This window comes from Actinoallomurus spadix, from assembly GCF_024055725.1.
Lineage (GTDB): Bacteria > Actinomycetota > Actinomycetes > Streptosporangiales > Streptosporangiaceae > Actinoallomurus > Actinoallomurus spadix.
The window spans coordinates 331,619-347,289 of the sequence record NZ_JAMXMX010000005.1; the positions used below are offsets into that span (position 1 = coordinate 331,619).

The 15,671-nt window shown below is 71.0% G+C and carries 14 protein-coding genes; 7 read left to right on the top strand and 7 right to left on the bottom strand.

The features are described from left to right. Window positions 1-143: 143 nt before the first annotated feature. The 4 genes from NE235_RS09365 to NE235_RS09380 all read right to left on the bottom strand — a co-directional run bounded on the left by NE235_RS09365 (window position 144) and on the right by NE235_RS09380 (window position 5,371). Window positions 144-800 (bottom strand): response regulator, encoded by a 657-nt coding sequence (locus tag NE235_RS09365; RefSeq protein ID WP_252800765.1) that lies wholly within the window; start codon window positions 798-800, stop codon window positions 144-146. Then, window positions 797-1,972 carry a sensor histidine kinase gene (locus NE235_RS38115; RefSeq protein ID WP_252800767.1) on the bottom strand — a complete coding sequence of 392 codons (1,176 nt, stop codon included), beginning with the start codon at window positions 1,970-1,972 and terminating at the stop codon, window positions 797-799. Before NE235_RS38115 ends, NE235_RS09365 begins: the two co-directional genes overlap by 4 nt. Next, window positions 1,969-2,445, bottom strand: coding sequence for a hypothetical protein (locus NE235_RS09375; protein WP_252800769.1), 477 nt, complete (start codon window positions 2,443-2,445; stop codon window positions 1,969-1,971). Before NE235_RS09375 ends, NE235_RS38115 begins: the two co-directional genes overlap by 4 nt. An 832-nt stretch (window positions 2,446-3,277) precedes the next feature. Further along, window positions 3,278-5,371, bottom strand: a complete 2,094-nt coding sequence (locus NE235_RS09380) for a DNA gyrase/topoisomerase IV subunit B (RefSeq protein WP_252800771.1) — start codon at window positions 5,369-5,371, stop codon at window positions 3,278-3,280. A 187-nt stretch (window positions 5,372-5,558) separates the two neighbouring features. On the opposite strand from NE235_RS09380, the gene NE235_RS09385 reads away from it, so the two are divergent. The 4 genes from NE235_RS09385 to NE235_RS09400 all read left to right on the top strand — a co-directional run bounded on the left by NE235_RS09385 (window position 5,559) and on the right by NE235_RS09400 (window position 8,700). Beyond that, entirely contained in the window at window positions 5,559-6,461 is a 903-nt protein-coding gene (locus NE235_RS09385; RefSeq protein ID WP_252800773.1) for an ABC transporter ATP-binding protein, read from the top strand. Beyond that, window positions 6,458-7,522 carry an ABC transporter permease gene (locus tag NE235_RS09390; RefSeq protein ID WP_252800775.1) on the top strand — a complete coding sequence of 355 codons (1,065 nt, stop codon included), beginning with the start codon at window positions 6,458-6,460 and terminating at the stop codon, window positions 7,520-7,522. The genes NE235_RS09385 and NE235_RS09390 overlap by 4 nt, the downstream gene beginning before the upstream one ends. Window positions 7,523-7,654: 132 nt before the next feature. Then, the gene (locus NE235_RS09395) at window positions 7,655-7,885 is read left to right on the top strand and encodes a DUF7455 domain-containing protein (protein WP_252800777.1); all 231 of its coding nucleotides are present in this window, start codon (window positions 7,655-7,657) and stop codon (window positions 7,883-7,885) included. 89 nt (window positions 7,886-7,974) lie between these two features. Beyond that, window positions 7,975-8,700, top strand: coding sequence for a YaaA family protein (locus NE235_RS09400; RefSeq protein ID WP_252800779.1), 726 nt, complete (start codon window positions 7,975-7,977; stop codon window positions 8,698-8,700). Window positions 8,701-8,788: 88 nt separating this feature from the next. Here the strand turns inward: NE235_RS09400 and NE235_RS09405 are convergent, their stop codons facing one another. The 3 genes from NE235_RS09405 to NE235_RS09415 form a co-directional block, all read right to left on the bottom strand. Continuing rightward, complete coding sequence (locus NE235_RS09405) at window positions 8,789-10,417, bottom strand: RNA polymerase sigma factor (protein ID WP_252800782.1); 1,629 nt, start codon at window positions 10,415-10,417, stop codon at window positions 8,789-8,791. A 198-nt stretch (window positions 10,418-10,615) separates the two neighbouring features. Next, a complete protein-coding gene (locus NE235_RS09410) occupies window positions 10,616-12,673 on the bottom strand; it encodes a SpoIIE family protein phosphatase (RefSeq protein WP_252800784.1) in 2,058 nt (685 codons plus the stop codon). Between the two features lie 473 nt (window positions 12,674-13,146). After that, window positions 13,147-13,719 (bottom strand): HhH-GPD-type base excision DNA repair protein, encoded by a 573-nt coding sequence (locus NE235_RS09415; RefSeq protein ID WP_252800786.1) that lies wholly within the window; start codon window positions 13,717-13,719, stop codon window positions 13,147-13,149. Between the two features lie 160 nt (window positions 13,720-13,879). Between NE235_RS09415 and NE235_RS09420 the strand changes: the two genes are divergently transcribed. The 3 genes from NE235_RS09420 (at window position 13,880) to NE235_RS09430 (ending at window position 15,660) form a co-directional block, all read left to right on the top strand. Beyond that, window positions 13,880-14,566 (top strand): molybdopterin-dependent oxidoreductase, encoded by a 687-nt coding sequence (locus NE235_RS09420; protein ID WP_252800787.1) that lies wholly within the window; start codon window positions 13,880-13,882, stop codon window positions 14,564-14,566. A gap of 23 nt (window positions 14,567-14,589) precedes the next feature. Continuing rightward, the gene (locus tag NE235_RS09425) at window positions 14,590-15,327 is read left to right on the top strand and encodes a cytochrome b/b6 domain-containing protein (RefSeq protein ID WP_252800789.1); all 738 of its coding nucleotides are present in this window, start codon (window positions 14,590-14,592) and stop codon (window positions 15,325-15,327) included. Window positions 15,328-15,408: 81 nt separating this feature from the next. Then, on the top strand, window positions 15,409-15,660 hold the full coding sequence (locus NE235_RS09430) for a hypothetical protein (protein ID WP_252800790.1): 252 nt from the start codon (window positions 15,409-15,411) through the stop codon (window positions 15,658-15,660). Window positions 15,661-15,671 lie beyond the last annotated feature (11 nt).

The window sequence follows — 15,671 nt, forward strand, 5'->3', positions numbered from 1 at the left end:
TGGAAAGCATTCAGTCCGACCAATCGCGCACAGTAGTCGACAAAGGACCCACTGTCACCGCCAATACCGGCCGACCGCCGGAAACACACCGATCCCTTGCCTTCGGATGAGCCCCTGTTGCCGCTCCAACCCCGATCGACGGCTCACTCCGGCGAGGCGAGACCGTTCCGGTAGGCGTACGTCACGGCCTGCGCCCGGTCGCGCAGCCCCGCCTTGGCGAACAGGTTGTTGATGTGTGTCTTCACCGTGGCCTCGGTGATGAACAGCTCCCGGGCGATCTCCGCGTTCGACTTCCCCTCGGCGATCAGCGACAGGACCTCCGCCTCACGCTGGGTCAGACCGTCCGGCAGGTCGCCCTTCCGGCGGCGCTGCGGCTGCCCCCCGGCGGCGAGCGCATCGACGAGCCGGCGCTGCACGGACGGGTCCAGCTGCGCCGCCCCGTCCCGGACGGCCGCGATGGCCCGCGCGATCTCCTCCGCGCCGGCGTCCTTCGTCAGGTAGCCGCGCGCGCCCGCCTGCAGCGCGGCGAACACCGACTCGTCGTCGCTGTACGTCGTCAGCACGACGATCTGCACCGCTGGGTGGGCCGCCTTGATCCGCCGGGTGGCCTCCACCCCGTCGACGCGCGGCATCCGCAGGTCCATGAGCACGACCTCCGGGTCGTGCTCTTCGACGAGGCGTACCGCCTCCTCCCCGTCGGCCGCCGACCCGACCACGTCGATGCCCGGCAGCAACCCGAGCAGCAGCACCAGGCCGTCGCGGACGACCGTCTGGTCGTCGACCACCAGCACGCGCGTCACGATCCCGCTCCCAGCGGCACCCTGAGCAGCACTCTGAACCCCTTCTCCTGCGGTCCCGCCTCCAAGGCGCCGCCGATCAGCTCCGCGCGCTCGCGCATCCCGACCAGACCGTAGCCACTCCCGGTGGCCGCCAGCGGGCCGGGCTCCCTGCCGCCCGCGTCCCGTACCTCCAGCTCGCACCAGCGGTCGAGATAACGCAGGTCGACAGTGACATCCGCCCCCGGAGCGTGCTTACGGGCGTTCGTCAGCGCCTCCTGGGCCGTACGAATGATCGCCAGCCCGGCCTTCGGCTCCAGCTCGCGTGGCCGCCCCGTGATCGTCACCTGACAGCGGACGTCGGCGATGGACCGATGCTCCTCGGCGAGCTCCTCCAGCACCTCGCCGGTCGGCGGGACGTCGCCGCGCAGAGTCGCCAATGCCCGGCGGGTCTCCTCCAGGCCACTGCGTGCCAGACCGCGTGCCCGCTCCACCCGGTCGAGGGCCTCCTCACTCCTGCCGTTCACGATCAGCAGCCGGGCCCCTTCGAGATGGACCAGCTGCGCGGACAGCGAGTGGGCGAGGATGTCGTGGATCTCCCGGGCGAGGTGCGCCCGCTCGGCCAGCACCGCGTTCTGCTGCTCGGTCCGCTTCGCCGCCTCCTGTGTCCTGGCCGCGCGCAGCGCCGCGAACATGCCGACCAGTCCGACGATCGTCCAGAGGTCGCTGAGCGGCCGGTGCTGCAGTTCGAGGCCGATACCGATCCCGAACCCCGCCACGACGACCGTCGGCAGCGACGCGCGGGCGGGGTACTGCACCGAGACGAACCCACAGGCCGCGAACAGCAACGCGCTCGCCGGCCGGTCCGGGGCGATCAGGTACAGCACGACGCCGGCGACCGCGCTCGCCGTGTAGAGGAGGTGACCGTACGGCCAGGCGCGTTGGTAGGCCACGACGCCCAGGATGAGGGAGAGGACCCCGGCGAACACTCCCGTCACGAGAACGAGGTCCGCAGGCCGCGATCCGAGGCCGGGCCGCTCGGGCCCGTGCACCATCGCGTAGCAGAACCAGACGATCATCGCCACGAGGACGACGGTCCGGATCAGCACGCGCTCCCGGCCCTCCCTGGCGCCGAGCAGCGCGTACACCCGGCTCGCCGAGGTGCGCAGGTCCGAGACGATCCACTCTCTGATCACGGAGCCACGCTAACCCGCGCCGGGAGGGCGCGGGCCCGCCACATCAGTACGGCGTTCTGGGTGAGCATCCAGGCGGCGACCGACAGGAGAACGGCTCCGCCACCGGTCTTGATCCCGGCCACGTGACCGGCCGCCGCCATGCCGCCGCGTACGGCGACGGACAGGAGGAAGACGCCGAACGTCGCCCAGGTGCCGCGACTCCACAGTGCGCCGTCGGGCGCGCGCCAGACGCGCATGGTGGCGCCGAGCCCGAGGCCGAGCAGCAGCGCGGCCAGGATCTCCCCCGCCAGCAGACCGGCGCTGAGCGTCTGATGGTGGGTGCCGAGGAGGCTCCCACGGGTCAGGCCGATCACGGCGACGATCAGCGGCAGGACGAGGAACCGCGACTCGTCGACGCGCCGCGCCGTGAACCGGCGGACGATCACGAAGACGATGACGGCGACGACGATCAGCAGGCTCTGTAGGTCGTGCATGGCTGCGACGGTAGGGGTCTGCGGGCCGGGGCGGATCGGAGCCGAGTTGGATCCCGGCCCGCTCCACCCTCGGGTGGAGACCCGCTGTGCGGGCGCCGTGCCTTGCCCGCGGCGGCCACGGGCGGATGAGAGCGCCACCGCGTCCAGACCCGCGAGGCTTCGCCGCCGCTGCGGTCACCTTGTCGCCGCTGCGGTCACGTTGCCGCCGAGGTCGCCGGGTCGGCGATCGATTCGCCGGTCTGGTACGTCAAGAGCGACGGCGACGTGGCTGATCGATCCCGGCCTGATGGCCCGGAGCGTTGATCGGCTCGGCCTGGCGGGCGGGCGAAGACTCGGCGATCGCGTCCGCGAAACGGCACAGGCGACGCGAAGCGACGGACCCTGGCGGCCTTCACCGAGCCTTCGGTTCACCCGCCGGGCGCACGGCGCTGTACGACCTCGCCGCGAGCGTCGGCGAGCCACTCTCCCCTCGGAGAACGAGCGTGAGTCTCCGGCGAGACCGGCGACCGGTCGCCGGTGCGGGGCGCGACGCGGACGTGGCCTCCGGGCACGGCCCGCCGAACGCGGCTCACCGGACACGGCCCGCCAGACGCGGTCCCGGACACGGCCGGCCAGGCGCGGCTCACTGGACACGGCCGGCCAGGCGCGGCTCACTGGACACGGCCGGCCCGACGCGGTCCCGGACGCGGGCCTGAACACGGCCGGCCGGGCGCGGCCGACTGGACACGGCTCTCCGGACACGACCCGGCGGGCACCGGACGCCGCCCGCTGGGAGCGGCCCCCGCCGGACGCCGCCCGCCGGGGGCGGGCGGCCGCCGGGCGTGGTCGGGTGTCAGATGTCGATGCGGGAGTCGTCGAGTTCGGCGGCGCCGGCGGCGATGAACTGGCGGCGCGGCGCGACCTCCGACCCCATCAGCAGGCTGAAGATCTTCTCCGCCTCCGCGGCGTCCTCGATGCGGACGCGGCGGAGCATCCGGTGGCGCGGATCCATCGTCGTCTCCGCGAGCTGGTCGGCGTCCATCTCACCGAGGCCCTTGTACCGCTGGATGGGCTCCTTCCAGCGGATGTTGCGGCGCTCCAGCTCGACGAGCTTCTTGCGCAGCTCGGCGTCGGAGTAGGTGTAGATGTGCTTGTCCTGGCCCTTCCGGGGCTTGACCAGCTCGATCCGGTGCAGCGGCGGAACGGCGGCGAACACGCGCCCGGCCTCGAGCATCGGCCGCATGTAGCGGTGCAGCAGAGTGAGCAGGAGGCACCGGATGTGCGCTCCGTCCACATCCGCGTCGGCCATCAAGATCACGCGTCCGTAGCGCGCGGAGTCGAGGTCGAAGGTACGGCCGGAGCCGGCGCCGACGACCTGGATGATCGAGGCGCACTCGGCGTTCTTGAGCATGTCGGCGACGGACGCCTTCTGCACGTTGAGGATCTTGCCGCGGATCGGCAGCAGCGCCTGGAACTCGGAGTCGCGCGCGAGCTTGGCCGTGCCGAGGGCCGAGTCGCCCTCGACGATGAACAGCTCGCTGCGGTCGTCGGTGCTGCGGCAGTCGACCAGCTTCGCGGGGAGCGCGGAGTTCTCCAGGGCGCTCTTGCGGCGTTGGTTCTCCCGCTGCTGACGGGCGGCGATGCGCGCCTTGGACGCGGCGACGATCTTCTCCAGGACGGCGCGCATCTGCTGCTTCTGGCCGCGCTTGGGACTCTCGAACGCCTCCTTGAGCTCCCGGGAGACGACCTGGGTGACGATGCGGGTGGCGGCCGAGGTGCCGAGGACCTCCTTGGTCTGGCCCTCGAACTGCGGCTCCGGGAGGCGCACGGTGACGACGGCGGTGAGGCCCTCGAGGATGTCGTCCTTGATGACCGGCTCGTCGCCGTTCTTCAGCAGCTTGGTGGCGCGCAGCTGGTCGTTGACGACCTTGACGAGGGCGCGGTCGAAGCCGGTGACGTGCGTGCCGTGCTTGGGCGTGGCGATCACGTTGACGAACGACCGGGTGATCGTGGTGTAGCCGGTGCCCCACCGCAGGGCGACGTCGACGTCGATGTCGCGCTCGACGTCGGTCGGGGTGAGGTGGCCCTGCTCGTCGAGGACCGGGACCGTCTCGGTGAAGTGGCCGCGGCCCTGGATGCGCAGCACGTCGCAGACCGGCGGGTCGCTCGCGAGGTGGTCGCAGAACTCGCCGATGCCCCCGTCGAACCGGAACTCGTGCTCGACGGGCTCCTCGACGCGCTCGTCGCGGACGGTGATGGTCAGGCCGGGGACCAGGAAGGCGGTCTGCCGCATGCGGTCGATGACGGTCTCGCCGTCGATCGAGGCGTCCTTGAGGAAGATCTGGTAGTCGGGCCAGAAGCGCACGCGCGTGCCGGTGATGCGCTTGGCGACCCGCTTGGTCTGGTGCAGCCCCCGCTGCTTGGCGGGCTTCTTGGTGAACTTGGCGCCGGGCCCGTCGCCGGCGAAGTCGCCGGGCAGGCCGCGCTTGAAGCTCATCGCGTGGGTGTTGCCGTCGCGGTCGACCTCGACGTCGAGCCGGGCCGACAGGGCGTTGACCACGGACGCGCCCACGCCGTGCAGGCCGCCGGAGGCGGTGTAGGAGATGCCGCCGAACTTGCCGCCGGCGTGCAGCCGGGTCATGACCAGCTCGACGCCGGTCAGCCCGGTCTTGGGCTCGACGTCGACCGGGATGCCACGGCCGTCGTCGCGGACCTCCATCGAGCCGTCGGCGTGCAGGAAGACGTCGATGCGCGAGCAGAAACCGCCGAGCGCCTCATCGACGGAGTTGTCGATGATCTCCCACAGGCAGTGCATGAGGCCGCGGCTGTCGGTCGACCCGATGTACATCCCGGGCCGCTTACGGACGGCCTCGAGACCTTCGAGCACCGACAGGTGCCGCGCGGTGTATCCGTGCGGGTCCTCAGCGGTGATGGTGGCGGCGGTCAACGGGTGTGCTCCTCGGGGGTAGGACGTGCGGGCAGCAGGCTACCCGCCGAGACCGACACTACGCGGACCGGCGCGCCGATCCGGTACGCCCTCCACCCACAGGCGGAGACGGCCACAGGACGGTCCGATCGGGCGAATCCACCGGTAGGAGGGTGTATCGCGATCAAGGGCTCCCTAAGGTTCAGCCATGCCCAACACGATTGTCGCCAGAGACCTGCGGAAGCGGTACGGCGACGTACGAGCGGTCGACGGAGTGACGCTGTCCGTCGAGGAGGGAGAGTTCTTCGGCATCCTCGGGCCCAACGGCGCGGGGAAGACGACGACTCTCGAGATCATCGAGGGACTGCGCCAGGCGGACAGCGGTGAGGTGACGGTGTTCGGCCGGTCGCCGTGGCCGCGTGATCCCGCGCTGCTGCCGCGGATCGGGGTGCAGCTGCAGGCGTCCTCCTTCTTCGAACGGCTGACGGCGCGCGAGCAGCTGCGGACGTTCGGTTCGCTGTACGGGGTGCCGGACCGCAAGGCCGACGCGATGCTGGAGACGGTCGGGCTGACGGAGAAGGCGGACACTCCCGTGGAGAAGCTGTCCGGCGGCCAGGCGCAGCGGTTGTCGATCGCCTGCGCGCTGGTGCACGAGCCGGAGCTGGTGTTCCTCGACGAGCCGACGGCGGCGCTGGATCCCCAGGCGCGCCGCAATCTGTGGGACGTGCTGCGCGCGATCAACACGGAGGGCCGCACGATCGTCCTGACGACGCACTACATGGACGAGGCCGAGACGCTGTGCGACCGCGTGGCGATCATCGATCGGGGCCGGATCCTGAGGAGCGGCGCGCCCGCCACGCTGGTCCGCGGCCTGGACGCCGCGACGCGGATCAGCGTGGCCGGCGGCGTGCTGAGCGAGGACGAGGCACGGGCGCTGCCGGGGGTGGACGACATCACCGATGACGGCGTCTCGCTGGTCATCGTGACCCGTGACCCGTCCTCCGTCGTGGCGGCGCTGGCCGGCCGTGGCGCGCTGGACGGCGTTCAGATCAAGGGTGCCACCCTCGAGGACGTCTTCCTCGAGCTGACCGGGCGGGAGTACCGAGCGTGAGCAGTTTCCGGAGTCTGGCGCGGGCGATGTTCCTCGGGTTCCGCCGGGACCGGGGCGCGCTGTTCTTCACGATCGCCCTGCCGCTGCTGTTCCTGGTGATCATCGGCGGGATCTTCGCCCGGCAGTCGACGCCGAGGTCCAAGGTGCTGGAGATCGGGTCGGTGCCGATCGTGGACCGGATGCCGGCGGACATGCGGGCCGGGATCGACAGGTCCCTGAAGTTCACGCGGAGCTCCGACCGGAACGCCGCCCTGGAGAAGGTGCGCAAGGGCGACTACGCGGCGGCGATCGAGCAGAGCGGCGATCGGCTGGTGGTGCACTTCTCGGCCGCCGACCAGGTCAAGTCGGGGACGGTTCAGGGGCAGTTCGAGGGGCTGGTGCAGGCCGCGAACCAGGCGGCGTCCGGCCGGCCGCCGAAGTACCGGCTGGAGGCGCAGCAGGTCGAGGACAGGTCACTCAAGCCGATCCAGTACATCACCCCGGGCCTGCTCGGGTGGGCGCTCGCCTCGGCCGGCATGTTCGGCGCGTCCACCACACTCGTGACATGGCGGACGAAGGGCCTCCTTCGCCGGCTGCGCCTGTCGCCGGTGCCGATCCGCAGCGTGTTCGCGGCGCGGGTCACCGTCAGCCTGGGGGTCGCCCTGGTGCAGACGGCGCTGTTCCTCGGCGTGGCGACCATGCCGTTTTTCGGGTTGAAGCTCGCGCACTACTGGTGGATGGCGATTCCCATGGTGCTGTGCGGGGTGCTGGCCTTCCTCGCCCTGGGAATGCTGATCGGGTCCTGGGCCAAGACGCAGGAGGCGGCGCAGGGGGTCACGCAGATCGTCGTGCTGCCGATGGCGTTCCTCGGCGGGTCGTTCTTCAACATCGATGACGCGCCCCGGTGGCTGCGGATCATTTCGGAGATCTTTCCGCTGCGCCATCTGAACAGCGGGATGTTGAAGGTTCTCGTGCGCGGGGAGGGTCCGGCGTCGGTCCTGCCGCAGATGGGCGTCCTGCTGGGGTTCGCCCTTGTTGCGACGCTGATCGCCGTTCGGGTGTTCCGCTGGGAACAAATCTGACAATCGTCGCCACCGTGACCTTTGTCACCTGAGGGGGTATTCCGCTCTCGGCGTACACAGAACCCGCATGGGAACGTCCGCGTCAGGTTAGATGTTGTCCTAAGCGACCGACCCCGAGACGAGGAAGGCGACGTGACTGGAGCTCTTGCCCCAACCAAGCCGCTGACGGCCGTGGACCGCTGCGACCGCTGCGGTGCTCAGGCCTACGTCCGCGCGGTCCTCGCGGGCGGCGGAGAGTTGCTGTTCTGTGCGCACCACGGCCGTAAGTACGGCGAGTCGCTTCGTGCGAAGGGCGCTGAGATTCACGACGAAACCGACCGGCTGCTTGAGACCCCTGCACCCCCACCGGAGGACGAGCGGTAGGCCAGGCCAGCCGACCCGATAATCCAGGAGACGGCGGCCACCCAGCCTGGGTGGCCGCCGTCTCGTCACGTCCGGAGAGGAGAAGGGCGATGCTGATCCTGCTGCCCCCGTCCGAGGGCAAGTCCGGCGACGGCGACGGGCCGCCGCTGGACCTGCCGGGGCTGGGCCTTCCCGGACTGACCGCCACCCGTGAGCGGGTGCTCGGCGCGCTGGAGACCTTGTGCTCCGGCCCGGCGGAGGACGCACGGCGGGTCCTCGGGCTGTCCACCGGGCAGGCCGGGGAGATCGACCGCAACCGCGCGCTGCGCACCGCGCCCACGTTGCCCGCGTCACGGCTCTACACCGGCGTCCTGTACGACAACCTGGGCCTGCCCACCCTGGATCCGGAGCGCACCGCCCGCTCCGTCCTGATCTTCTCGGCGCTGTGGGGCGCGCTGCGGCCCGCGGACCGCGTTCCGCCCTATCGCCTGTCCATGGGCGTGCGCCTGCCGCCTCTCGGCCCTCTGGCGGCCGTGTGGCGCCCGGCGCTGACCGCGGCCCTCCCCCCGGGCGGCCTTCTGGTCGACATGCGCTCGGCGCCGTACGCCGCCGCGTGGAAGGTCCCCACCGTCCGGGTCCGGGTGTTCCGGGAGCGGGAGGGCCGGCGCACGGTGGTCAGCCACATGGCGAAGGCGACCCGGGGGACGCTCGCCCGTGACCTGCTCGCGAACGGCGCCGACCCGGCGACGCCGGAGGAGCTCCTGAAGACCGTGCTGGACCTCGGGTACGCCGCCGAGCTGACCGGCACGAGCCTCGACGTGATCACCCACCACTGATCTTCCCGACAGGGCGGCGAACGCGAAAAGGGCCCGGGCGGGAACTCCCGTCCGGACCCTTTTCGTTATGCGATCGTTAGGCGAGCCCTCAGTCGAGGTAGTCGCGCAGCACCTGGGACCGGGAGGGGTGGCGCAGCTTCGACATCGTCTTCGACTCGATCTGGCGGATCCGCTCCCGGGTCACGCCGTAGACCTTGCCGATCTCGTCGAGGGTCTTCGGCTGGCCGTCGGTCAGGCCGAACCGCATCGAGACCACGCCGGCCTCCCGCTCGCTCAGGGTGTCGAGCACGGAGTGCAGCTGCTCCTGCAGCAGCGTGAAACTGACCGCGTCGGCGGGCACGATGGCCTCGGAGTCCTCGATGAGGTCACCGAACTCGCTGTCGCCGTCCTCGCCGAGCGGGGTGTGCAGCGAGATCGGCTCCCGGCCGTACTTCTGGACCTCGACGACCTTCTCGGGCGTCATGTCCAGCTCCTTGGCCAGCTCCTCCGGGGTCGGCTCGCGGCCGAGGTCCTGGAGCATCTGGCGCTGGACGCGGGCCAGCTTGTTGATGACCTCCACCATGTGGACCGGGATGCGGATCGTGCGCGCCTGGTCGGCCATGGCGCGGGTGATCGCCTGCCGGATCCACCACGTGGCGTACGTCGAGAACTTGTAACCCTTGGTGTAGTCGAACTTCTCGACGGCGCGGATCAGGCCGAGGTTGCCCTCCTGGATGAGGTCCAGGAACAGCATCCCGCGCCCGGTGTAGCGCTTGGCGAGCGAGACGACGAGCCGCAGGTTGGCCTCGAGCAGGTGGTTCTTGGCCCGGCGGCCGTCCTCGGCGATCCACTCGAGGTCCTCGAGCACCTGGAACTCCAGGGTGTGCCGCTCGAGGGCGAGCTTCTCCTCGGCGAACAGACCGGCCTCGATGCGCTTGGCGAGCTCGACCTCCTGCTCCGCGTTGAGCAGCGGGACCTTGCCGATCTGCTTGAGGTAGTCCTTCACCGGGTCGGCGGTGGCGCCGGCCGCGGCGATCTGCTGAGCCGGGGCGTCCTCATCGTCGTCCCCGATGACGAAGGAGTCGTCGTCCGACGTGGGCTTCTTGTCCGGCGCCGCCGCAGGGGCCTCCTCGGCCTCCGTCTCGACCTCGGCGGCGACGTCGGCGTCGTCCCCCGTCTCCAGGTCGGCGTCGTCGGCGACCTCGTCGAGGTCGGTGAGGTCCGCGTCGTCGAGGTCGGTGACCTCGAGCTCGGCGTCGTCGGTGACCTCGTCGGCGTCCTCCGGCCCCTTGGCCGCCTTCTTGGCGACCGGAGCCTCGGTCTTCTTCTTGGGCGCTGCCTTCTTGGGCTTGGCCGCGGGCTTCGCCGCGGTCTTCTTGGCACGTGCGGGCCGCGCGGGCACGTCGACGTCGTCCTCGACGACGGCGGTGACGGTGTCCTGGTCCTTGGCGGCGGCGGTGGTCGTCTTGGGCTTCTTGGTCGCGGGCGTCGCGCGCTTGCTATTGCGCGCGCGCTTAGGCGCCGCGGAGTCGGCAGCGCTCACCATGACGGTCACACCCTCCTTGCTAAGACTCCGCAAGATGCTCGAGGCCTTCGACACGGGAATGTCGGCCTCCTCGAACGCACGGCGCACGTCATCGGCCTCGAGGTAGCCCTGGGAACGCCCACGCTCGATCAATTGCCTGACAACGTGCTCGTGCAGCTCGGACGGCTTGGAGGTCGAACTCGCAGGCGACACAAACACCTCTCGAACGAAACGTGTGGCTATGTTTACCCAGTGCTCTGTCGGGCGCCGGCCCTGCAGGCCCTATGCGCTGAGCAGCGTACCCCTGCTTCACTGTCGGTTTAGCAGTCTGGCACGCCCGCGTATTCCGCGCGGTGGAGTCCTGCCCGGTGACACCCACCTTAGAGGGCACTGAGCGGTCCTTCGTACGTGCTACGCCGTCTTCGGCGGAACATGTAGGGCAAGTACTGTCACGTCATCATCATGGTCGTACCCGGCCAGCATCCGGTCGACCAAGAAGTCAACGAGTATCTCAGGATCGGCAAGCACCTCCGATGGGGCGGCGGCGGCGATCGACACGATCTCGTCGAGACCGGCGTCGAGCCCCCGTCTACGGTTCTCCACCAGTCCATCGGAGTAGAAGACCACAGTGTTGCCGGGTGGGACCGAAAAACTTGTCTCTTCTCGTTCGGAGGGCCAGCCGAGCGGGGTGCCCGCCTCGGCGGTGCTGACCCGCGGCGGGCCGTCCGGCAGGATCCGCAGCGGCGGCAGGTGGCCCGCGTTGCTGATCGAGCCCTCGCCGGTCGCGGGGTCGATGACGGCGTACGCCAGCGTGGTGATCTGCTCCCAGCCCTCGGTGGCGTTGAAGAGCCGGTCCAGGCCGCCGATCACCTTCGACGGGCGCGGGTCGTTGAGCGCGAGGGCGCGCAGCGCGTTGCGCACCCGGCCCATGCCCGCCGCGGCCTTGACGCCCTTGCCCATGACGTCGCCGATCACGATCGCCACCCGGCCGTCGCCCAGCGGGAAGGCGTCGTACCAGTCGCCGCCGACCTGGACGTGCCGTGTCGCGGGGTGATAGCGGGCCGCCAGCCGGATCGGCGGCAGCTGCGGGAGGCGGTCCGGCAGGAGGCTGCGCTGGAGGGCCTCCGCGGTCTTGTGCTCCCGCTCGAACAGCGTCGCCCGCTCGACCGCGAGCGCGCACTGACCGGCCAGGGCCTCGAGGAAGACGCGCTCCTCCTCGGTGATCTCCCGCGGCCGGGTGAAGGAGAACCGCAGCGCGCCGAGGGCACGGCCCGCGGCCAGCAGCGGCAGGCCGACCCACGCGCGCTCGTCGGTGCGCCGGACGAAGTCGGCGATCTCCTCGCCCCGGAGCTGCAGGCGCAGGCTGGTCGGGTTCTCGGCGAGGAACGGACGCCGCTCGCGGACCGCGATCGACATGACGCTGGCGCCGTCGATGCCGATCTCCTCGCGGGCGGGGCCGGGCAGCTCCGGGATGCCGCCGGGCGTGATCATGCGCAGGCGGAGCTTGTCCTCCTCCAGGAGGGCGACGGCGGACCGGTCGGCGCCGATCGCGGACCGGCCGACCTCGGTGATCACCGAGACGACCTGGTTGACGGTCAGCGCCTCGGCCAGCATGGACGTCGCCTGCTGGAGCCGCGCGGTGCGCAGCGCCGCGGCCGACAGCTGCTCGGTGAGCCGGCCGCGCATCTCCTCGGCCTCGCGCTTGCCGGTGACGTCGATGTTCGCGCCGACCCACTCGACGATCTCGCCGTCGCGGCGGATCGGCACGGCGCGCACGTCGTAGTTGCGGTAGCCGCCCGCGCGGGTGCGGATGCGGTAGGTGGCCTCGAAGATCCGGTCGTTCGTCACGCAGGAGTGCCAGGTCTCCTCGATGCGCGGCCGGTCCTCGGTGTGGAAGGCGCCCAGCCATCCCTCGGTGGCGTACTCCTCGTGCGTCTGGCCGGTGATGGCGCGCCACTCGGGCGCGTCGTCGACGACCTCGCCGGCGGGCGTGGTCACCCAGACGATCTGGGAGCTGGCCTCGACGAGGGAGCGGTAGCGCTCTTCCTTGCGGCGGATGGACCGCTCGGCCAGGACGCGGTCGGTGACGTCGACCGCGACCATGACGACCCCGGACACCTCGCCCTCGGCCGTGTGGGCGGGGAACCAGGAGTGCGCCCAGTGCCGGTCGCCGACGGGCAGGTCGACGTCCGGGACCGGCCGGTCCTCATCGAGGACCTTGCGGGCGGACGCCTCGATGACGCCGCCGAGCTCTCCGGGGATGACCTCGGCGGGCCGGCGGCCCTCCAGGTCGGCGACGCTCACGCCGTGCATGCGCGCCAGTGCGTCGTTGGCCCGCGTGAAGCGCAGGTCGGTGTCGAACAGCGCGAAGCCGATCGGAGCCTCCCGAAGCAACGTGGTGAGCAGCGCCGAATCCGACGCGTCGAAGCCAGAGATCCGGGGCTGCGGCACAGAAGTATCGGTGCTCACCGTCGACACCTCCGTCGCGCGCTCGGCCCTACTGCGAGGCATTTCCGCATCACTATGGGTGAATGGGAGCAGGCTAGCGCTCCCGCCTCCATCACAACACCGCTCGGAGTCAGGTTTTCATCATCTCGATGCTTCGGCGCCGACGGAAGCCCCGCCCGGCAACGTTATTCCGGCGACCGCGCGAACGCGTCCTCCGGTCACCCTCCGGGCACCCGGCACGAGGCCGCGTATCCGGCGGGAAGCATGATGATAGGGGCCGATCGGCATCGGGCGGGCGACATCCCCGATCTCGGCGAGTCACGTGTCGTACGGGCGGCGCGGTGAACGGAGCGCAGGCGGTCTTCGGAAGACCTGTCACCTTCGCGGCACATTTCCCGGTTTGACAAGCTTTGTAAATCGCCCGCTCTCTCCGTTCCACGCCCCAGGAGTGAGCGACGTCTCCCGGATCTTCACTCCGGGGCAGGGGCCTCGTCTCAGGCGCGTGCCTTGGCGGCGGCCTTCATCTCCTGCTTGTAGGCGCGGACCCGGCCCAGGGACTCCTCGTCGACGATGTCGGCCACCGAGCGGTACGCCCCCTCGTCGCCGTAGGGGCCGGCCGCCTCGCGCCAGCCCTCCGGCCGTACGCCGAGCCGCTTGCCGAGGAGCGCGACGAAGATCCGGGCCTTCTGGTCGCCGAAGCCGGGCAGATCGCCGACCCGCTTCAAGAGCTCCCGGCCGGTCGCCGCCTCCGTCCAGACGCGCTCCGCCACACCGTCGTACCGCTCCAGCACCGCGCGGCTGAGAGCCTGCACACGGCCCGCCATCACCTTGGGGTACCGGTGAAGCGCGGGACGATCGCCGAAGACGGCCACGAGCGCGTCAGGGTCGTACCGGGCCAGATCCTCGGCGTCGAGGTCGCGCCCGAGCCGCCGCGCCAGTTCGTACGGCGCCGCGAACGCCCGTTCGAGGGGCACCTGCTGGTCGAGCAGCATGGCGATCAGCAGTGCCAGCGGGCTGCGCTCGAGCAGCGCGCCGGCCTCGGGATCGATGGGCAGCGAGATCGGCATGGGGTCCTCCTGAAACGTTCGCCCCTCATCCTGCACCGTCCGGATCCCGCCGCTCACCCCGGGTCACGGTGTCGTGGCCCGGCGTCGTAGATGTGACGGTTCGCGAACGTGTCGCCCGCCGCCGTTCCGCGGACCGCCGCGACGGTGCTCGAATGGGGGCATGACCGGTGAGGGAACACCAGTGGGCCGGCGCGTCGTCCTCGGCATGGTCGGCCTCGGCGCCGTGGGCGTGGCGGTCGGCGCGCGCGTGCAGAGCGGCGTGAACCGCGCCGTCGGGCCGGTCGGCGCCCGGGTCTCGGGGCTGATCCCGGCGGCCGGCGGCTTCCGTTTCTACTCCGTGGTCGACTCGGTGCGCCGCGTCGCCCCGGCGGACTACCGGCTCACCGTCGGCGGGCTGGTGGAGCACCCGCGGACGTTCCGGTTCGCCGACCTGCGGGCGCTGCCGCAGACCCGGAGGACCGACGACTTCCACTGCGTCACCGGCTGGACGGTGCCGGACGTCGCCTGGGCGGGCGTGGCCCTGCCCGACCTCCTGGACGTGGTGGGCGTACGGCCGGAGGCCAGGGGCGTCCGGTTCACCTCGTTCGACGGCGCGTACACCGAGACGCTCACGCTGGAGCAGGCGCGCCGCCGGGACGTGATCGTCGCCACGAGCATGCAGGGCGGTCCGGTGAGCCACGAGCACGGCGGCCCGGTGCGGATGTACGTCGCGCCGATGTACGGCTACAAGTCGATCAAGTGGCTCGGGGGGATCGACCTGGTCGACCGGGTCCGGCCGGGGTACTGGGAGACGCGCGGCTACGACGTCGACGCCTGGATCGGCCGCTCGAACGGCTACACGTCATGACCGGGCGAAGCGAAGGAGGGTTCGTGATCCGCTTCGCCCGCGCCGTACGGGGCGTGCACCACGTGACAGCGCTCCTCATGCTCGTCTGCCTGGTCACCGCGGCCATGCTGTACGTTCCGGCGCTGGCCGAGGCGGTCGGCCGCCGTCACCTCGTCCGGACGATCCACGTGCTCGCCGGGTTCGGGCTGCCGGTGCCCGCGCTGCTGGGCTGGGCCTCGCGGGCGTTCCGGGAGGACGTACGCCGGCTCGACCGGTTCTCCCCCGACGACTGGCGGTGGCTGCGGGGACGGGACCGGCGGGCGACCGTCGGCGGCCGCGGGATCCACCCGGTCGGCAAGTTCAACGCGGGCCAGAAGCTGAACGCGGCGTTCGTCGCCGGGGCGATCCTCGTGATGCTCGGCACCGGGTGGATCCTCGCGTTCCCGCACCCGTGGCCGGACACCTTCCGCACCGGCGCGACCTTCGTGCACGACTGGCTGACCCTGGCGGTCTTCGCCGTGATCCTCGGCCATCTCTGGTACGCCCTCCGGGACCCCGGGGCCCTGTCCGGAATGTTCATCGGGCGCGTGACGCCGGAATGGGCGGCCCGCCATCACCCGGCCTGGCTCGACGAGACCGCGGCGGCGGGTACGCGCGGGATGGCCGGTCCTGACCAGCCAGATCCCTCTTCGAAGGGAAATCCGGGTAGATCTGGTGAGCTCACGGCCCCCGCCGGGAACACCGAGGAGGGCAAGGACGACCTGTCCCCCCGGAGGTCTTGACACTTCTTCGGGGGAGGATCGAGATTGGGCGCTGAGCGGGACGCAGGTGGACTGACATCGTCTGGTGCGAGAGGTGTCCGCATGACCTCCACGCAGCTGGTCTGGCAGGCCGACGTACGAGATCCGGTGGTCGGGCGGCTCCGCCGGGAGTTCTCCTCGATCCCCGCCGACACCGTGGAGCGCTGCGTCCGCGACGTCCGGCTGCGGGCCCGGCACCTGGGCGTCGACCTGACGCCGAGGCTGGTCGAGGCGGTCGCGCGCGAGCACCTGATGTCGATGATCAAGTCCGAACCGCCCTCGGGACGCCGACCCGAACCCCTGCCGGGCGAGTAGGGTGAGTGGTC

Excerpts from the sequence above, each read along its gene's own strand:
- NE235_RS09375 (WP_252800769.1), bottom strand. The coding sequence starts at position 2,445 with ATGCACGACCTACAGAGCCTGCTGATCGTCGTCGCCGTCATCGTCTTC.
- NE235_RS09385 (WP_252800773.1), top strand. The coding sequence starts at position 5,559 with ATGCCCAACACGATTGTCGCCAGAGACCTGCGGAAGCGGTACGGCGAC.
- NE235_RS09400 (WP_252800779.1), top strand. The coding sequence starts at position 7,975 with ATGCTGATCCTGCTGCCCCCGTCCGAGGGCAAGTCCGGCGACGGCGAC.
- NE235_RS09415 (WP_252800786.1), bottom strand. The coding sequence starts at position 13,719 with ATGCCGATCTCGCTGCCCATCGATCCCGAGGCCGGCGCGCTGCTCGAG.
- NE235_RS09420 (WP_252800787.1), top strand. The coding sequence starts at position 13,880 with ATGACCGGTGAGGGAACACCAGTGGGCCGGCGCGTCGTCCTCGGCATG.
- NE235_RS09430 (WP_252800790.1), top strand. The coding sequence starts at position 15,409 with ATGACCTCCACGCAGCTGGTCTGGCAGGCCGACGTACGAGATCCGGTG.